This window comes from Agrobacterium tumefaciens, from assembly GCF_031801495.1.
GTDB lineage: Bacteria > Pseudomonadota > Alphaproteobacteria > Rhizobiales > Rhizobiaceae > Agrobacterium > Agrobacterium tumefaciens_K.
Map to the genome: position 1 here is coordinate 2,238,448 of NZ_JAOEGC010000002.1, position 17,832 is coordinate 2,256,279.

Annotated in this window: 16 protein-coding genes; 11 read left to right on the forward strand and 5 right to left on the reverse strand. The window is 60.5% G+C overall.

The window, feature by feature from the left end:
- The first annotated feature begins 119 nt into the window (after positions 1-119).
- Positions 120-956, forward strand: coding sequence for a class I SAM-dependent methyltransferase (locus N7578_RS20335; RefSeq protein WP_311112033.1), 837 nt, complete (start codon positions 120-122; stop codon positions 954-956).
- A 154-nt stretch (positions 957-1,110) separates the two neighbouring features.
- Entirely contained in the window at positions 1,111-2,013 is a 903-nt protein-coding gene (rpoH, locus tag N7578_RS20340; RefSeq protein ID WP_311112034.1) for an RNA polymerase sigma factor RpoH, read from the forward strand.
- A 113-nt stretch (positions 2,014-2,126) separates the two neighbouring features.
- Here the strand turns inward: rpoH and N7578_RS20345 are convergent, their stop codons facing one another.
- A complete protein-coding gene (locus tag N7578_RS20345) occupies positions 2,127-4,442 on the reverse strand; it encodes a hypothetical protein (RefSeq protein ID WP_311112035.1) in 2,316 nt (771 codons plus the stop codon).
- Between the two features lie 70 nt (positions 4,443-4,512).
- Positions 4,513-5,811: an adenylosuccinate synthase gene (locus N7578_RS20350; protein WP_311112036.1), complete on the reverse strand. Its 1,299-nt coding sequence runs from the start codon at positions 5,809-5,811 to the stop codon at positions 4,513-4,515.
- 244 nt (positions 5,812-6,055) lie between these two features.
- Between N7578_RS20350 and N7578_RS20355 the strand changes: the two genes are divergently transcribed.
- Complete coding sequence (locus N7578_RS20355; RefSeq protein ID WP_311112037.1) at positions 6,056-6,943, forward strand: DMT family transporter; 888 nt, start codon at positions 6,056-6,058, stop codon at positions 6,941-6,943.
- 54 nt (positions 6,944-6,997) lie between these two features.
- On the opposite strand, the gene N7578_RS20360 is transcribed toward N7578_RS20355, so the two are convergent.
- The gene (locus N7578_RS20360; RefSeq protein WP_311112038.1) at positions 6,998-7,531 is read right to left on the reverse strand and encodes a transglutaminase-like cysteine peptidase; all 534 of its coding nucleotides are present in this window, start codon (positions 7,529-7,531) and stop codon (positions 6,998-7,000) included.
- 317 nt (positions 7,532-7,848) lie between these two features.
- Between N7578_RS20360 and N7578_RS20365 the strand changes: the two genes are divergently transcribed.
- Complete coding sequence (locus N7578_RS20365; protein ID WP_311112039.1) at positions 7,849-8,646, forward strand: creatininase family protein; 798 nt, start codon at positions 7,849-7,851, stop codon at positions 8,644-8,646.
- A gap of 10 nt (positions 8,647-8,656) precedes the next feature.
- Here N7578_RS20365 and N7578_RS20370 read toward each other — a convergent pair whose 3' ends face one another.
- Positions 8,657-9,616: a LysR family transcriptional regulator gene (locus N7578_RS20370; RefSeq protein ID WP_311112040.1), complete on the reverse strand. Its 960-nt coding sequence runs from the start codon at positions 9,614-9,616 to the stop codon at positions 8,657-8,659.
- A gap of 206 nt (positions 9,617-9,822) precedes the next feature.
- On the opposite strand from N7578_RS20370, the gene N7578_RS20375 reads away from it, so the two are divergent.
- The 7 genes from N7578_RS20375 (at position 9,823) to N7578_RS20405 (ending at position 17,367) form a co-directional block, all read left to right on the forward strand.
- A complete protein-coding gene (locus N7578_RS20375; RefSeq protein WP_311112041.1) occupies positions 9,823-10,839 on the forward strand; it encodes an ABC transporter substrate-binding protein in 1,017 nt (338 codons plus the stop codon).
- 66 nt (positions 10,840-10,905) lie between these two features.
- A complete protein-coding gene (locus N7578_RS20380) occupies positions 10,906-11,733 on the forward strand; it encodes an ABC transporter ATP-binding protein (RefSeq protein ID WP_311112042.1) in 828 nt (275 codons plus the stop codon).
- Positions 11,733-12,578, forward strand: a complete 846-nt coding sequence (locus N7578_RS20385) for an ABC transporter permease (protein WP_311112043.1) — start codon at positions 11,733-11,735, stop codon at positions 12,576-12,578. Before N7578_RS20380 ends, N7578_RS20385 begins: the two co-directional genes overlap by 1 nt.
- Positions 12,578-13,891, forward strand: a complete 1,314-nt coding sequence (locus N7578_RS20390) for a cytosine deaminase (RefSeq protein ID WP_311112044.1) — start codon at positions 12,578-12,580, stop codon at positions 13,889-13,891. Before N7578_RS20385 ends, N7578_RS20390 begins: the two co-directional genes overlap by 1 nt.
- Before the next feature lies 1 nt (position 13,892).
- A complete protein-coding gene (locus N7578_RS20395) occupies positions 13,893-15,308 on the forward strand; it encodes an FAD-binding oxidoreductase (protein ID WP_311112572.1) in 1,416 nt (471 codons plus the stop codon).
- 223 nt (positions 15,309-15,531) lie between these two features.
- Positions 15,532-16,113: an NAD(P)H-dependent oxidoreductase gene (locus tag N7578_RS20400; protein WP_311112045.1), complete on the forward strand. Its 582-nt coding sequence runs from the start codon at positions 15,532-15,534 to the stop codon at positions 16,111-16,113.
- A 669-nt stretch (positions 16,114-16,782) separates the two neighbouring features.
- Positions 16,783-17,367 (forward strand): transglycosylase SLT domain-containing protein, encoded by a 585-nt coding sequence (locus N7578_RS20405; RefSeq protein WP_311112046.1) that lies wholly within the window; start codon positions 16,783-16,785, stop codon positions 17,365-17,367.
- A 6-nt stretch (positions 17,368-17,373) separates the two neighbouring features.
- Here the strand turns inward: N7578_RS20405 and N7578_RS20410 are convergent, their stop codons facing one another.
- Positions 17,374-17,766, reverse strand: coding sequence for a RidA family protein (locus N7578_RS20410; protein WP_311112047.1), 393 nt, complete (start codon positions 17,764-17,766; stop codon positions 17,374-17,376).
- Between the last annotated feature and the right edge of the window lie 66 nt (positions 17,767-17,832).

A 17,832-nucleotide genomic window follows, 5' to 3' on the forward strand; every position in this document is an offset into this window, starting at 1 on the left:
GTTTTCCAGTCGGTCTTGATTCCGGACCGCCAAAATTTCGCTTCAATCGTCCAACGTCATTCCTCGCGCGTCCATGAACCGGGCGTCAGCATGACGACGGAAACGGGAAACGATTGCATATGAACAGCGATGAACGCCGCTTCATATTTCAGGATCTGCGCACGGTGGAGGGTTACATCGATCCACCCGATGCGCTGGTCTTCAAGGCGCTGCTGGAGGCACAGACAAGAGGCGGCCTCGACGGTGGCATGGCGGAAATCGGCGTGTTTTACGGTCGCTCCTATTTCCTGCTGCAGAAGTTCGCGGCAGAGGGCGAAAAGGTGCTCGGCATCGACCTGTTCGACCTCGATCCACCGGCGGATGGCAGCCTCGACCAGTATCAGTGCTTTCTGGAAAACGGCAGGCGTCTCGGCATGAACGTGGACGAGGATCTCGTCATTCGCGGCGACAGCACCCGGCTGGAGGCCAGTGACATCGTGGAACGCGTCGGCCCAGTCCGCTTTTTCAGCATCGATGGCGGCCACCACCTGCATCACGTCATGGCGGACGCAAAACTCGCCATGGAGGCAATCGCCGACCACGGCGTCATCGTCTTCGACGACACCTTCAACCCCGCTTGGCCGGAAGTGACCGTCGGTATGGCCGATTTCCTGCGCACCCATGGGCACAATCTCGTCTGCTTCTGCATGACGAAATACAAGACCTATGTCTGCCGCCGCGAATTCCATGCCCATTACGAGAACATCATCGCCAATGCGCCGGACCTGCGCACGCTTCATCATGCACAGACCGAGTTTCTCGGATCTCAGATCATGCGCCTGCACAATCCCATGCGCCGACGGCTGATGTATGAGCTGATGGTGCGCTCCGGCCTTGGAAATTTTTCGGAACGAATCTACCGCGGCAAGGTTAAACAGGGGATGGAAGATATTGGGTCACGCGTCACACACGTGTGATTGACGTCAGCGCTTGAAATATCGCCAACGCGTACATATCTGACATCTGGGTTCGTGCGGGGTCAATAATGACCCGCCACGACGGCATGCCTGACGTGGGACGTAGAAGCGTCAAAAAGGGTGCCGCCACAGACCATAGATAAGGGGGTGCTATATGGCCCGCAACAGTTTGCCTAGCATTACAGCCGGTGAAGCCGGTCTAAACAGATATCTCGACGAAATTCGCAAGTTCCCGATGCTGGAGCCGCAGGAAGAGTACATGCTCGGCAAGCGTTATGCCGAACATGGCGACCGCGACGCCGCCCACAAGCTTGTGACCAGCCACCTGCGTCTCGTTGCAAAGATCGCCATGGGTTATCGCGGCTACGGCCTGCCGATCGGCGAAGTCGTGTCCGAAGGCAATGTCGGCCTCATGCAGGCGGTCAAGAAGTTCGATCCGGAACGCGGTTTCCGCTTGGCCACCTACGCCATGTGGTGGATCAAGGCTTCGATCCAGGAATATATCCTGCGGTCGTGGTCGCTGGTGAAGATGGGTACGACGGCTAACCAGAAGCGCCTGTTCTTCAATCTGCGCCGCCTCAAGGGCCGCATCCAGGCGATCGACGACGGCGATCTGAAGCCGGAGCACGTAAAGGAAATCGCGACGAAACTTCAGGTTTCTGAAGAAGAAGTCATCTCGATGAACCGCCGTCTCCATGGCGACGCATCGCTGAATGCGCCCATCAAGGCGTCCGAAGGTGAATCCGGTCAGTGGCAGGATTGGCTGGTGGATGACCATGACAGCCAGGAAGACGTGCTGATCGAACAGGACGAACTGGACACCCGCCGCCGCATGCTGGCGAAGGCAATGGGCGTGCTGAACGACCGTGAACGCCGCATCTTCGAGGCCCGCCGCCTTGCCGAAGAACCGGTGACGCTGGAAGAACTCTCTTCCGAGTTCGACATCAGCCGCGAGCGCGTGCGCCAGATCGAGGTTCGCGCCTTCGAGAAGGTTCAGGAAGCCGTTCAGAAGGAAGCACTGGAAGCCGCCCGCGCCCTTCGCGTGGTGGATGCATAAGCCCGGCTGCCCGACTCGAACGAAATAGAAAAAGCCCGCGAACCGAAAGGTTCGCGGGCTTTTCGTTCTAAATAGAGTAGGAACCTGCCCCCTAGCTGGTTCACAACCCCTCTTTACTGCCCGGTCGCTGGTGTCGCAGCAGCCCAGTCGCGCAGCGCCGCGTCGAAGGCGGCGATGCCTTCCGGACCCTTCTGCAGGGTCAGAAGCGCACGGCGGCCATTGCGGTACGACACCGGAATGTCGATCCAGTTACGCGTCTTCAGCAGCTCGAGGTTTGTCTTCATCGCATCCGGAAAGTCGTTCAGCGCGATCATGTGGAAATCGTCGGTGATCTTGGCCGGAACCGCGATCAGCGCGTTGCCGCGATCCTGCTCAGTGCTCTTCATCGCAATGCGCTGAACGCTGTCGATCGCCCCACCCTCGAAGCCGGGAGCAACCGAGAAGACGATCTCGATCAGATGGCTGGCGGGCAGCGACGGATCGGTGTTGCGCTTGAAGGTGATGAGCGCGCTCAAGCCGCGGCCCGGAACCGTAAGCTGGCCCTGAACCGTCGGAGACGGACGGCCTTCACTGTCGTTTTCCTGCTGCAACGTCCAGGAAACGGAGCCCTGGATCGCCGTCGGCACCGTCTGGCCAAGCACCTCTTCGTAAAGGAACATGCGCTCGCCGGAAGCGGCGGGAGCCTGTGCCTGCTGTGCGGGCGGCGTCGTTCCGGCAGGTGCGGCGCCATTTGCGGCAGGCGCATCGGTGACCGCGGGCGGCGCAACGTTCTGCTCGTAGACGGACTGGCCTTCCGCCGTCATCGGCTGGCCGTTTGCACCCGCAGCCGGCCCTTCGTCACGCTCGGTCCCGTCCGCCAGAAGGCGCTGGGTGAACTTCGTGCCGGTTACGGAGCCATCGTCGCCGTTGTCGGGCCTCTGGTTTGGCGGCTGCTGTCCTGCAGGCGGCTGCTGCGCAGCCGGAGGCGTCGTTGCCGGTGTCTGGCTCTGGGCGGTATCGGTGGAAGGCTGAGCCGTCTGCCCGTCACCATTGCCTGCCGATTGCACCAGACCGCCAACCATGTCGTTCAGCGCATCGCGGTTTGCCCACATCGCGTAACCGCCACCGACCAGAAGCGCGGCGCCGGCAACGGCAAGCAGAACCGACGCGTAGCTTCGGCGCGGCTTCTTTTTGACCATGTAGGCGGGCGTTGTCGCAGCGCCTGCGCCAACCGCAGGAGCATCGTCCGAAGCCGCACGGTTCGAAGGCGACGCACCGTCATAACCGATCAGATCGTCCAGATCGTCCCAGGGCGTGCGCTCCTTGGCGTCCTTGGCGTCTTTCGGCGTTTCGAACGGATCGTTGCTCGCACGCGGCATGGAGGAACCGCGTCCGGCCGGAAGGTCGATGTCCGTGTCCTGGAAATAGGTGGAGAAATCCTCCACCACGGCTGCCTTTTTCGGCGGCGCTTCCTCGTCATGGCGCGGCGCGGCAAAATCGTCGCGTCCACCGAAAACCGGATCGTGATCGACATCGGCGCGATGATCGGCAAAACCGTATTCGTCGCGTTTTTCGGGTTCGAAGGCAACGACGGGAGCCGCCGCATAAGGTCGGTGTCCGGCTTCGTTGCGATCATCGAACCCGTTTTCGGGAAGCTGTTCGCCGTCCTGACGCTGTTCGTCGGCGGCCGCTTCATCCAGCCTGCGCCAGTCGTCCTCGTCAACGGGCTGAGCCCAATGGGCCGGAACGGATTCGTCAGCCTGCGCGGTTACTGGTTGAACCTCTACGGCATGATCGCCTTCATCCGCGTAGAGTTCCTCGTGCCGCTGATGGGCCGGTTCCTCGTGCGCGCTGGTGAAATAGGTGCCGATTTCCTCGCGCTGCGGCTCTTGCCGCTCGACAGCATGGACAGGCTCAGGTGCGTCGTAAAGCTCTTCCGGCTCTTCGTACCGCACCTCGTGGGAAGCGTCGGCGCGGGCGGGTTCTTCTTCGTGAACCGGCTCTTCATAGGCTGGCTCTTCATGAACGGGTTCGGCTGGCGCAACCGGTTCTTCGTAGCGTGTCTCATGGGCCGGTTCTTCGTAAACCGGCTCGCTCCGTTCTTCTTCGTAATCCGCAGCCTCGGCGACGTGATGCTCCGGCTCTGCGGCAACCTCTTCAGGCTCGTGGTAGGAAGGCGCTGCCGCCTCCACAGCCTCGGGCGCTACGCCACCATCGTCCTCTTCCAGCGCCGGCAGGGCTTCGGCGAATTCGCTTTCCACCTCTGCAATGGCGCTGTCGAGTTTGGTGATCTGCCGGCGCAGCAATTCTTCCGGCGGGCGCGGCTTCATGTTTTCAAGCTGGCGCACGACTGCGCCGCGCGCCTTCTCGTAAACCTTCGCCCGGTTTTCGGGAGTATTGTTCGCCAAGCCATCCACGGCTTTGCGAATGACCGCTACAAAATCCGCCATAAGCACTTTCTCGTCGCGGCCGGCGACGTACCGGCCCGATATGGTTTATGAAACTTGATCGCCGAGGACATTAATCCTCAAACGGATCAGTCACAAGTATGGTGTCGTCACGCTCGGGGCTTGTGGACAGAAGCGCAACCGGCGCTCCGATCAGTTCTTCCACCTGACGAACGTACTTGATTGCCTGAGCAGGCAAATCCGCCCATTTTCGGGCGCCGACGGTGGATTCTTTCCAGCCTTCCAGCGTGATGTAGATCGGCTCGACGCGGGCCTGGGCGCCCTGGCTTGCCGGCAGATGGTCGATCTCCTGGCCGTCGAGCTTGTAGCCGACGCAGATCTTCAGCTCATCCAGACCGTCGAGAACGTCGAGCTTGGTGAGCGCGATGCCCGTGATGCCGTTGGTGGCGACCGACTGGCGCACAAGCGCGGCATCGAACCAGCCGCAGCGACGCTTGCGGCCCGTGACGGTGCCGAACTCATGACCCTTTTCGCCAAGGAACTGGCCGATCTCGTCGTTCAGCTCGGTCGGGAACGGGCCTTCGCCAACGCGGGTGGTGTAGGCCTTGGTGATGCCGAGGATGTAACCGAGCGAACCCGGCCCCATGCCCGAACCGGCGGCGGCCTGACCGGCAACCGTGTTGGAAGACGTAACGTAAGGATACGTGCCGTGGTCGATATCGAGCAGCGAGCCCTGCGCGCCTTCGAACAGGATGCGCGCACCGGCGCGGCGCTTCTTGTCGAGCAGCAGCCAGACGGTTTCGCTGAACGGCAGGATCTTGTCGGCGATCGATGTCAGTTCTTCCATGATCGTTTCATGGGAGATTTCAGCCGCACCGAAACCGCGACGCAGCGCGTTGTGGTGGGTCAGGATACGTTCGACCTTGAGCGAAAGCGCCTCGAGATCGGCGAGGTCCATCACGCGGATGGCGCGGCGGCCAACCTTGTCCTCATAGGCCGGGCCGATGCCGCGGCGGGTGGTGCCGATCTTCGTGCCGCTGTTGGAGGCGGCGTCTTCGCGCATGCCGTCCAGTTCGCGGTGCAGGGAAAGAATGAGCGTGGCATTGTCGGCGATACGCAGATTGTCGGTCGTGACCTTGACGCCCTGCACTTCGAGACGGCCGATTTCGGCGATCAGCGCGTGCGGGTCGACAACGACACCGTTGCCGATCACGGCCAGTTTGCCGGGACGCACGACGCCGGAAGGCAGAAGAGAAAGCTTGTAGCTCACGCCGTCGATGACAAGCGTATGACCGGCATTGTGACCGCCCTGATAACGCACGACGACATCTGCCCGCTCGGACAGCCAGTCTACAATCTTGCCTTTACCTTCATCGCCCCACTGCGAGCCGACCACCACAACATTCGTCATTTCTTGCTTTCCTGCTGATGGCGCTTTCGCGCCCCGGTAATTCGATGGGAAACCCAAACCCGCGAATGTATACTGTGTTGTCTTGCGGAAAGCGACCCTGTTTCTTGCGGGGAAATTTGCTTTTTCCGTGACAAAATGCCGTTTTCGGCTTTATCTCCGCCTCCGGGAAAGACGCTTTCGATGCAACCGCAGCTGTGTGGCGTCCTGTTTCCGCGCCTTCCACAGCCCCATCCGAAAGATCAGCGTGACCTCGAAAGCCTATATCGCACTCATCATCGCCACGCTTTGCTGGGGCGGCAACGCCGTCGCCGGAAAGCTGGCCGTCGGCCATATCAGCCCCATGGCTTTCACCTTCCTGCGCTGGGTCTTCGCGGTCGCGCTGATCTTCGCCATTTCGCTGCCGCAGCTGATACGCGACTGGCCGGTGGTGAAAAAACGCCTGCCCTATTTCTTCGTGCTGGGCAGCATCGGCTATACCGCCTTCAACGTCTTTCTCTATACGGCGCTGAAATATACCTCCGCCATCAATGCCGCCGTCATTCAGGCGGGCATTCCCATGGTCATTTTCGTGCTGAACTTCCTGCTGTTCAGGACCCGCGTCTTCATGGGCCAGGTTGCCGGTTTCGCCTTGACCATCGCAGGCGTCGGCCTTCTCGCCTCGCATGGCGACCCGGCATCGTTGCTGCAGCTGGAAATGAATGTCGGTGACGCCATCATGCTGCTCGCCGTTCTGGCCTATGCGATCTATACCGTCATCCTGCGATGGAAACCGGTAGTGGACTGGCGCACCCTGATGGCCATTCCGGCATTTTTCGCGCTCGTCAGTTCCGTTCCGCTGATTGGCTGGGAAGTGTCGCAGAACACCGTGCAATGGCCGGACCAGACCGGCTGGATGCTGGTATTTTACGCCGCCATCTTCGCATCGCTGGTGGCACAGATCCTGTTCATCCGCGCCGTCGAACAGATCGGCGCCAACCGTGCGGGCCTGTTCATCAACCTCGTCCCGGTGTTCGGCACGCTTCTTTCCGTCGTGGTTCTGGGCGAAACCCTGCACCCCTACCAGCTGATCGCACTGCTTCTGACGCTTGCCGGAATAGCCGTGGCCGAACGAAAAAAATCGCCGGCTTCCTGATCCTTTGGAGATCGGGAAAACCGGCGCAGTCTGGCAGGCATAAAAAGAATGATGTCAGAGCGCGGTTTCGCGCTCCTGTGCGGCAAAGGCGGCGTTGCCGAGAACGATCTCGCCCTTGTCGGTCGTGACGATCAGCACCTTTTCGAGCGATCCGTCATTGCCGAGCGCGAAGGCGATGTGCAGCGCATTGGACGCCCAGCCTGCACCGACCAGCGCCGAGCGCTTGATCGTAGCGCAATCGCCGCAACTGTCTGCGCCCACAGGCCGTGTGGCCGGAATGTCGTTTCCGAAACTGGAGAAATAGTCATCGAGCGCGCCCATGGTGGCGTTGACGTCGCGGTTGACGTTGAGCAACTCGTTACGGCGCTTTTCCGTCAGACGCGCCGATTTAAAGGAGAGGCACTGGCCAGCGACAAGCGTGCAGCTGTCAGAGCCGGCGGTGGCGGAAATGTCGATTTTCCCAAGCGCCGACTTTTCAGCCGAAGCGAAACCGCGCGCAAAACCGGCTGCACCGGCTGCGTCCGCATGGGTGGACATGGAAGCAACGACAATGCCGCAGATTGCGGCAGCAATGATCTTTTTCAGCATTTCAGTACCCTGCCTTTTTATCCGCCAGCTTCTGCCGGTCTTGATGTGTGTCTTGTCGGAAAGGGCCGCCCTTCTTCTTTTCCGGAGCGCTCCTTCGTCTGTAGTCCCACAATGGCACAGCACTCTTTTCGGCCGCTTTAAGCCGATAGCTACAATTTTATCTGTTTTCGCTTTTTCGGCGTGAGCTGCATTTTTCTTTATCCGGAGACATCTGCGCGCACTGAAAAAGAGAGCGGCATGCGCGCAAATTGATGCTTTTCGCGTTCCGCCGAAACGCTTAACTCCGATAGGGAACACGACAACGGAGCGGAAAAACCATGGCGACGGCTTTCTACTGGAACGAACTGAACACGCTGGATTTCGCGACCCTCGACCCGGAAAAGACCGTCGCGATCCTGCCGATCGCCTCCACCGAACAACACGGCCCGCACCTGCCGGTCGCCACCGACGTCGCCATCGCCGAAGGCATGCTGGCCGAGTTCCGCAACCAGAAACCGGATGATCTGAAGACGCTGGTTCTGCCGACACAGCAGATCGGCAAGGCGAACGAACATATCTTTGGTCCAGGCACACTGTCCTTCGACGCCGACCTGCTGATCCGCATGTGGACCGCCATCGGTCAGAAGGTGTCCGAAGCGGGCGTGAAGAAGATGGTCATCGTCAATTCCCACGGCGGCAATGTCGATATCATGAGCATCGTCGGACGTGAGCTGCGTGTGCGATACGGCATGGCGGTGATCGGCACGCAATGGGGCCGCTTCGGCCACCCCGAAGGGCTGATCGGCGAGCATGAAATGAAGTTCGGCATCCATGGCGGCGAGGTGGAGACGTCACTGATGCTGCATTTCCGCCCGGAGCTGGTGCGCATGGAGAAGGCTGAGAATTTTATCTCGAAGGCCGAATGGATGAAGGAACGCTCCCGCTTCATCCAGCCGCTGCCGCCGCATGCGCTGGCCTGGATCGCCCATGACCTGAACGACAACGGCGTCGTCGGTGATGCCTCAAAGGGAACGGCGGCGAAGGGCGAGGCGATCTGCAAATATCAGGTCGCAGGTTTCATAGAGCTACTGCGCGACCTTGCCGATTATCCACTGTCGGCACTCTATTCTCGGTAAACCAGAAACTTTATGCCGACTGCTCCCGCGGCTTGTCCTGAAGCGGCACATGGCCCTGCGCCTGCAGGTCCGCAACCAGCGCCGAAAGCTCCGACAGCAGGAACTCCACGAAAAGGCTCGCCGCCGTATCGAGCGCCGAACGCGAACGGGCAAACAGCTTCATCGGCTGATGCCGCATGTGCGGCGGCGAAAACGGCCGGAACAGCAATTCGCCGCGTCTGCATTCCAGATAGACGTCCAGCGGATTGAGCAGCGTCAGCCCCGAACCGGAGCGCACGAGCTGCTTCATCAGCTCTACGGAATTGGTTTCGAGCGATGGCTCCACCTGCACCGGCAGCGGCGCCAGCACCAGATTGATGATGTTGCGCAGGCTCGTTCCCGGCTGCGACAGCACCATTTTTTCATGCACGATATCTGTCAGGTCGAGGCTCTCGCGATCCGCCAGAGGATGACCGGGCGGCAGCACCACACCCACAGGCACATCGAAAAGCGCAAGCGTGCGTAGGCCGGGTGCGGCCGGAATGTTGAAGCCAAGGCCGATATCCGCCTCCCCGGTCAGCACCGGATTGACGGTCGGCGTGCCGCTGTCATGCTGCAACAGCACCCTGACACGCGGATGTTTTTCGAGGAAACTGTGCAGGATCGTCGTCAACGGCCCGGCGGCAAGGCCGGTCGTCGCCACCATCGTCACCTTGCCCGCCTGCGGCATCTTCAGGCCGCGAATGCGGGTTTCCAGCCGCTCGTAATCCTTGAGCACCTCGCGGATGTGCTCGATGCAAAGCTCACCCGCCGCCGTCAGTTTCAGGCCGCGCGGCAAGCGTTCGAAGATCGGCGCGCCGAACTCCTCCTCGATGGCCAGAATCTGCCGGTTGACGGCCGACGAAGCGACGTTCAGCCGGGCCGCCGCCTTGCGGATGGAACCGCAGCGCACGATCTCGTCGATATATTGCAGCTTGCGTGAATGGAGCACGAAGGAACAACCCTGCATAAATTTTGATCGTATCGCATCATTTGTGCGCTCACACTCAAACGATGCCTTTAAGGCATCAATGTGCACGAATTTTGATGCTTTTCAATGCGCGATACGCACGATCAAATGCGGACAACAAAACCGGCCGCCGCATCCTTGAACGAGGAAAAGGCGAGTCGCAGGGTTCAACAGGGGAACGAAAAAACATGACCGGTGGATTGACGAAAAACGTGCTTCTGGCTGGCCTCGCGCTCTGTGCCTCGTTCGCCGCAAGCGCCCCGGCGCTGGCGCTGGACGAGGTTTCCTACGGCACGAACTGGCTGGCGCAGGCCGAACATGGCGGCTTCTATCAGGCGGTTGCCGATGGCACCTATGAAAAACACGGCCTGAAGGTCACCATCGTGCAGGGCGGCCCGAACGCCGCCAACCGCTCGCTGCTGATCGCCGGCAAGGTGACGTTCTACATGGGCGGCCAGCTCGGCGACATGGACGCTGTGAAGGAAGGCATTCCGCTGACCAGCGTCGCCTCGATCTTCCAGAAGGATCCGCAGGTGCTTCTCGCCCACCCGGATGCGGGCATCGAAAAATTCGAGGATCTCGCCAAGCTCGACACCATCTTCATGGGCAAGGAAGGCTACGCCACCTATTTCGAGTGGATGAAGAAGAATTTCGCCGGGTTCAAGGACGAGCAGTACAAGCCCTATACCTTCAACCCCGGCCCGTTCATCACCAACAAGGCTTCCGCCCAGCAGGGTTACCTGACCTCCGAGCCGCACGAGATCGAAAAACAGGCCGGATGGGCGCCGAAGGTCTTCCTGCTGGCCGACGCCGGTTTCACACCCTATTCCACGATGATTACCGCCCAGACCAAGACCGTCGAGGAAAAGCCTGAGATGGTGCAGCGCTTCGTCGATGCGACGCTCGAAGGCTGGTACAACTACCTCTACGGCGACAACAAGGCTGCCAACGATCTCATCAAGAAAGACAATCCGGAGATGACGGACGAGCAGATCGCCTTCTCCATTGCCAAGATGAAAGAATACGGCATCCTCGAATCCGGTGACGCCGCGACCAAGGGCATCGGCTGCATCACTGACGAGCGCTACAAGGCCTTTTTTGATGCCGTGGTGAAGATCGGTCTGGAGCCTGCCGACCTCGACTACAAGAAAGCCTACACAACCAAATTCGTCTGCAAGGGCGTCGGCATGGCGCTGAAGAAATAAGACACGCCTGACCCGCCGCGTTTCACGCGTGGCGGGTCTGTCCCGCATTACAATTCCAGAGTGAAGATGAGCGTCTTGTCCCCAGCGGCCACCACTGGCCTTCCGGCAGAATCCCGCAAGCGGCCTCTGGTCGTCATGAAATCCGTCTCGAAGACCTTCTCTTCCGGCACGGTCGCGCTCTCCAACATGGATCTGACGGTGGAAGGCGGCGAGTTCGTCAGCCTGCTCGGCCCCTCCGGCTGCGGCAAATCCACCGCGCTACGCATCATCGCCGGTCTGGGCGACGTCACCACCGGCTCCATCGACTGGCCAAGCTCACGCATCAATTCGAAAGGACTGCCGGAAGGCGATATCAGCTTCGTGTTTCAGGAACCGACGCTGATGCCGTGGCAGACCGTGTTCGGCAATGTCTATCTGCCGCTGAAACTGCGCGGCGTCTCCAAGGCTGCTGCCCGCGACGACATCATGAAGACGCTGGCAACGGTCGGCCTTGCCGATTTTGCCGATGCCTATCCTCGCGAACTTTCCGGCGGCATGAAGATGCGCGTCTCCATCGCCCGCGCGCTGGTAACGAAACCCAAGCTGCTGTTGATGGACGAACCATTTGCGGCGCTGGACGAAATCACCCGCCAGAAGCTGAACGACGACGTGCTGCGGCTGTGGCGCGAAACCGGCATCACGGTCATCTTCGTCACCCACTCGGTTTATGAATCGGCCTATCTTTCCAACCGCATCGTGGTGATGAAGGCGCGCCCCGGCCGGGTGCATGCCGATTTTCCGCTGGTCACGGCGATGGAGCGCGATGCGCATTACCGCACCTCGGAAGATTACCGCCTCGCCTGCGAAAAGGTGTCCACCATGCTTCTCGAAGCCATCGGCAACGGAGAACACTGATGTCCGCGACACTGGAAACCACCTTGCCGAAGGCACGGGAAAAGACCTTCCTTGAAAAGCGTGGCGAACTCATTCTGCGCACGCTCGTTCCCATCGGCGTCGTCGCTGTGCTGGTGCTGATCTGGTATATCGGCGTGAGGGTCAGCGGCGTGCCGCCCTATATCCTGCCCGGCCCGGCCGCCGTGGTCGCCTCACTGTTCAACGACTGGGGAACGCTCGCTCCGGCCTTCTGGGTCACCACCAAGATCACCATGGCCTCGCTGGCGCTGGCGCTTCTCGGCGGCGTCGGCATCGCCGTTTTCCTCGTTCAGTCGCGCTGGATCGAGATCGCCTTTTATCCGATTACCGTCATCCTTCAGGTGACACCCATCGTCGCGATCGCACCACTGATCCTGATTTACGCGCCGAGCACGCAGGTGGCGCTGTTGATCTGCGCCTTTCTCGTGGCGTTTTTCCCGATCCTGTCCAACATGGTGCAGGGCCTGAAAAGCGTCGATCACAACCTGCTGAACCTCTTCGATCTCTACGGTGCCTCCCGCTGGCAGACGCTGCTCTACCTCAAGCTTCCCGCCTCGCTGCCCTATTTCATGACCGGCCTGCGCATCGGCGGCGGGCTGGCGCTGATCGCCGCCGTGGTCGCGGAGTTCGCAGCCGGTTCCGCGGGCGCGGGGTCGGGCCTTGCGTTCCGCCTGCTGGAATCGCAATACCGCATGAACATTCCGCGCCTGTTCGCCGCCCTTCTGTTGCTGTCCTGTCTCGGCGTGGCGATCTTCGCCATCACCTCCTTCATCTCATGGCTTTCGCTGCACCGCTGGCATGAAAGCAGCCTGAAACGGGAAAACTGATGACTGCCGCATTCATAACATTGCCGGACGCTGCCACCTTCGTTCTGGCCAACGCCACCCTGCCCGCCATTACGGTGGAAGGTTTCGACGCACCCGCTCGTGAGGGGCTGACAAGCGCCGATCTCGTCATCGACAACGGCAAGATCGCCGCCATCCTGCCGCAAGGCGAAGCGCCTGCCGGCCTGCCGAAAGCCGATCTGCGTGACGGTATGGTCTGGCCCTGCTTTGTCGACATGCACACCCATATCGATAAGGGCCACATCTGGGACCGCCGCCGCAACCCGGACGGCACCTTCATGGGCGCGCTGGACAATGTGCGCGCCGACCGCGAGGCCAACTGGTCTGCCGAAGACGTGCGCGCCCGCATGGAATTTTCGCTGCAAAGCGCCTATGCCCACGGCACCAAGCTGCTGCGCACCCATCTCGACAGCATCGCCCCACAGCATCACACCTCCTTCGAGGTCTTTGCCGAAGTCCGCGAGGACTGGAAAGACAAGATCGCGCTTCAGGCCGTCGCGCTGTTTCCGACCGACCAGATTTTCGACGAAGCCTATTTTGCCGATCTGGTGTCGGTGGTGAAACGCCATGGCGGTCTGCTCGGCGGTGTGCCGCAGATGTTTCACGATCTCGACGCCCGCCTCGATCTTCTGTTCCGCACCGCCGCCGACAACGGCCTCGATGTCGACTTCCATGTGGATGAAACGGAAGACAAGCAGGTATTGGCCCTTAAAGCCGTCGCCGAAGCCAAGATCCGCAACCGTTTCGAAGGCTCTGTCACCGTCGGCCATTGCTGCTCTCTGGCACGGCAGGACGACGAGGTGGCGAAGGCCGTGATCGACAAGGTGGCGGAAGCGGGCCTCAACGTCGTGTCGCTGCCCATGTGCAACATGTATCTTCAGGACCGGCACGAAGGCCGCACGCCCCGCTGGCGCGGCGTGACGCTGTTCAAGGAACTGGCGGCTGCCGGTGTGCGGACCGCCGTGTCTTCCGACAACACCCGCGATCCGTTCTACGCTTATGGCGACCTCGACCCGGTGGAGGTGTTCCGTGAATCGGTGCGCATCCTGCACCTCGATCATCCGCTCGACGATGCGGCGCGCATCGTCACCACCTCGCCCGCCGATAGCCTCGGCCGCGCCGATATCGGCCGCATCCGCGTCGGCGGCCCGGCCGATCTGGTGCTGTTTTCGGCACGACGCTGGAGCGAGTTTCTTTCCCGTCCGCAGGCCGACCGCATCGTGATGCGGAATGGCATGGGCATCGACCGTCGCCTGCCGGATTACCGTGACCTTGACCCTGTACTGGACCGATAAGATGGTGGATTACGCGAAAATCAAGCAGGAACTGGAAGGCATCGCCGTTGAGGACAATCCCGCACTGGTGCGCCAGAAAAGCCGCGATTTCTACTGGTACTCGCCGGTGCTGAAAGCCCAGCTGGACAACGTGATCGGCGATCTGATCGTCACGCCCACGAGCGAAGAAGAGGTGATCCGCACCTTGAAGGTCGCGTTCGCCCACGGCGCGCCGGTCACACCACGCGGCACGGGCACGGGCAATTACGGCCAGGCCATGCCGCTCTCCGGCGGCATCGTGCTGAACATGGCGGGCATGAACAAGGTGAAGGAGATCAGGCCGGGCCGCGTCGTGTGCGAGCCGGGCATCGTGATTGCCGAACTGGACAGGCAGACCAAGGCCCATTCCGGTCAGGAGCTGCGCTTCCACCCCTCCACCAAGCAGACGGCGACCATCGGCGGTTTCATCGCCGGCGGTTCGGGCGGCGTCGGCTCCATCACCTGGGGCGGGCTGCGCGACCTCGGTAACATCCTGCGACTGCGGGTCGTGACCATGGAGGCGGAACCCCGCGTTCTCGACCTCACCGCATGGGACTTGCAGAAGGTCAGCCACGCCTATGGCACCAACGGCATCATTACCGAAGTCGAAATGCCGCTTGCCACCGCTTACGACTGGGTGGACGTGATCGTCGGTTACGACGACTACATGGATGCGGTGAAATTCGCCGATGCGCTGGCCCACAAGAACGGCATTCTCCTGAAGGAAGTGGCACCCATCGCAGCCCCCATTCCCTTCGACTACTTCAACCGCCACAAGCCATGGCTGAAGGAAGGCCAGTCGGTGGTGGTGCTGATGGTCGCGCCGCACTCCATCGAACCCTTCGTCGCCTTCACCGAACGCATGAAGGGCGATATCCGCTTCCGTTCCGATACGGTGGAAAGCATGAAGGGCATTCCGCATGCCTATGAGCTGGCGTGGAACCACACGACGTTGCGCGCCCTGAAGGTCGACCCTTACTGGACCTATCTACAGGTGCAATATCCCGGCCCCGACCATGTGGAAAAGGTCCGCAGGATGACGGAAATCTTCGGCGACGAAGTGGTCGGCCATCTGGAGTTCATCAAGTTCGACGGCCACATCCAGTGCTCCGGCCTGCCGCTGGTACGCTATACCACCGAGGAACGGCTGGAAGAGATCATCCGCATTCATGAAGAAAACGGCTGCCCGATCTTCAATCCGCACCGCTACACGCTGGAAGAAGGCGGCATGAAGCAGACGGACAAGGTGCAGCTGGCCTTCAAGAAGGAAACCGACCCCAGAGGCTTGCTCAACCCCGGAAAAATGATCGCCTGGGAAAATCCCGACTTTGATTTCAAGGCCGGGACCAATTACCTTTTCCCCGGACTGTCCGCTTTCGCGGAAGCACAGGAGGCGTAAAGACCCGAACATAACAACCGCCACAGACATCATTCCGAAGGTACTCCCGAACCCTGCCATGAGCGGCAGGGTTCCATGCCCCGGCAGAGGGCGTGGTGAATGGCGATCCGAGAAAAGCAGCACTGCTTTGGGCGGCGGATCGCCTTTCGCTAGGACAACGGCGCGGAAAAGTTTTCAACCTCATGTCGGGGCGGTGCGCCTGCGGCTGATATGGAGCTTTGACATGCGCGTTCTCGTGCTGCACTCGCACCCGCTGGAAGAAAGTTACGGCCGGGCACTTTTTAAACAGACCTGCGAAAGCCTGAAAAAAGCGGGCCACGAGGTCGATGCCTGCAATCTTTACGAAGAAGGCTTCGATCCCGTTCTCTCGGCCCATGACCGGCGCGTCTATCACGACATTCCGCACAATGCCGATCTGGTGCGCTCCTATTGCGAACGGCTGCTGGCCGCCGAAGGGCTGGTGATCTGCACGCCGGTCTGGAATTTCGGCTTTCCCGCCATGCTGAAAGGTTATTTCGACCGGGTGTGGCTTCCGGGCGTTTCCTTTGCGCTTCAGGACGGCAAGCTGACGCCGACGCTGCGGCATATCCGCAAGCTGACTGCCGTCATGACCTATGGCGCAACGCCGATGCGCGCCTTTCTGGCCGGCAACCCACCGAAGAAGATCGTCAAGCGCGTGCTGCGCGGCCAGATCAAGCTCGGCGCGCCGGTGAAATTTCTCGCTCACTACGACATGAACAATTGCACGACGGAAACCCGTGCCGCTTTCATGGACAAGGTGAAACGGGAAATGGAGCGGTTCTGAAAAACCCACGCAGCTTTGGCCGCACCTTCAAGAAAGGCACGGTTCAAAGGCAGGAAGGGCCGCATCGCTGCGGGGCATTGGACGATGAGTATAGGGAGGTGCAGACAATGCGGCCCCTTTATTCCAACAATCCCTCTCCCAACCTCTGACTTTGGAAAAGAGCATTCCGGCGGCCCAAAACCGTGACATGCGGGATAAAACCCCGGCTCCAGCCGCCTGCCGCCTCAACCGCCGCGCCGCGCGCACGCCTTGGCCTTGAGGACAGTACCGAGAATAAGGGGGTTTGGGGCGCCGGGGAAAAGCGGGGAAATAATGCATTGCACGGCGGGCGAAAAATGGCGTCAAAGACGCCATTGTAGAGCACCCGCAAGGCTCGCCCCGCATTCCCGTCATACCGTCCTTGGGTCTGTATCCAGTCAGCCCAAGTCCTTGGGCTGAAAGGTGTTTCTTCGACGCTCGAACGCGCGTCGGCTGGATTCCGGCACAAGGCCGGAATGACGGCAGAACGTGATGAAGCGCACATTCACTCCCCACTTTCGCCCTTTCCCCGACACAAGCATTTTCAGGTGGTTAACAAAGTCGTAACTGGCGGCATTTGAATTAACCTTGTCTTAAAACCCGGCGTTAATCCTTACGAATTTATAAACGGCGGAACGAAAGGGTTCCGCGATGCGTGGCGTATTTGCCGTTGTTCTACTGATGACTGTTCTGGCCGGTTGCGCGACAGCGCCCTCCCAGATCACTAATGCCTGTGCGATCTTCGAACAGCGCAATGGCATCTTTAACAACTGGCAGCGTGACGCCAAGGCAGCCGAGCGCGAATTCGGCGTACCGGTTCCGGTGATGATGGCGACGATCTACACCGAATCCAGTTTCCGGCCCTATGCCCGCCCGCCGCGCACCAAGCTGCTCGGTTTCATTCCGTGGAAACGCCAGTCGACGGCCTATGGTTACGCGCAGGCGCTGGACGGCACATGGGAAGTCTACAAGCGCGAAACGGGCCGCTGGTCCGCAAGCCGTACCGACTTTACCGACGCCATCCATTTCGTCGGCTGGTATCACGCCAAGAGCCGCCGCGAAAACGGCATCGCCCTGAACGACCCCTACAACCTCTACCTCGCCTATTATTCCGGCCATGCCGGTTATGCGAAAGGAAGCTGGCGCAACAATGCCGGTGTGCAGAGAGCTGCCCGCCGGTCCGCCAACATGGCCCAACGTTATGAGGCACAGTTGCAGCAGTGCGGGTATCGGTAAGCGAAATCAGGCCGCCTTCGCGGCCGTGACCTCCACCTCGACCAAAAATTCCGGCCGGGTGAAACCCGACACGATGATAAGCGTGGAAACCGGCTTGGGATCGAGCGTATAGCGATCCCGCACCGCCATGTAGGGCGCGAAATCCTCACGCTTCGTGACGAAACCGGAAATGCGGATGACATCCGCAAACGTCATGCCGGCGTCTTCGAGAATTGCCTTGATCGCCTCGAAACACAGTTCCGCCTGCGCGGTGACGTCGGCCGGGATGGTATCATCCAGCCCGATGCCAAGCTGACCGGAGGTGACAAGCAGCGATGCGCCCGGCGGCACGAGGAGGCCGTGATTGTAGTTGCCGAAGGGCTTTCGCACGGACGGCGGATTGAAAATCGTTTTGCTCATGAAAAACTACCGGAACAGGGGGACGAACTGTCCCGGCAGTATCGGCAAGCGGAAAGATCGCCGCAA